Raw genomic sequence first — 593 nt, 5'->3', positions numbered from 1 at the left:
CCGTCACTACGCCCCCTGGCGTACCGGCGAACCTGGCGAGGAGAAAGCCAAGCAGTGGTGGATGCTGCCCTTCTGGGCCGTGCTCTTCCCCTACAACCTCTTCGCCGCCCTGTGCTGGTGGGCCACTTGCCGGCTGTTCAACGTGCGCCCCGCCGAAGCACCGCCGGAAGCGCTGGAGGGGGAAACCGGGCCCCTGGTCACGGCGGAGATGGCCATACGTGGAGTACGGCCCTGACCCCGTAGTTACAACTATCTAAAACATCAAGGATGCGGAATGGCTATTGACTGGCTATGGACAATAAAAAGCAAGACTGATGTCACTCCAGCCATTGGGGATCAGTACATCGCAATGGGTGAGAGCGTGCTCTGTCTGCGAAATCCTTGGCCTGCTGACTCTGCATTTATGGGAAAAATGTATGCAACCACCATCGCAATTCTCGCCCCATACTTCCTAATATCCACAAGCCAAGCAGGATATGAAGGCCAAGACTTATATCTAGCATACTTAACAGACATGATATTCCCATTATTTGTATTCCTGCTATTACTCTACAGAATATTCTTTATAAAAAATCTATCTAATTTCTACCTAA

2 pseudogenes are annotated in these 593 nt (G+C 51.6%); both read left to right on the top strand.

The annotated features are described in order from the left end of the window. A pseudogene (locus PSEWESI4_RS24935) lies at positions 1-235 on the top strand (hypothetical protein); the annotation flags it as partial. 39 nt (positions 236-274) lie between these two features. Beyond that, positions 275-593 (top strand): annotated as a pseudogene (locus tag PSEWESI4_RS24930) (hypothetical protein); the annotation flags it as partial.

The organism is Zestomonas carbonaria, assembly GCF_904061905.1.
Classification (GTDB): Bacteria; Pseudomonadota; Gammaproteobacteria; order Pseudomonadales; family Pseudomonadaceae; genus Aquipseudomonas; species Aquipseudomonas carbonaria.
Note: the sequence above shows the minus strand (reverse complement) of the source record. Positions and strands in the feature narration are given on the sequence as shown.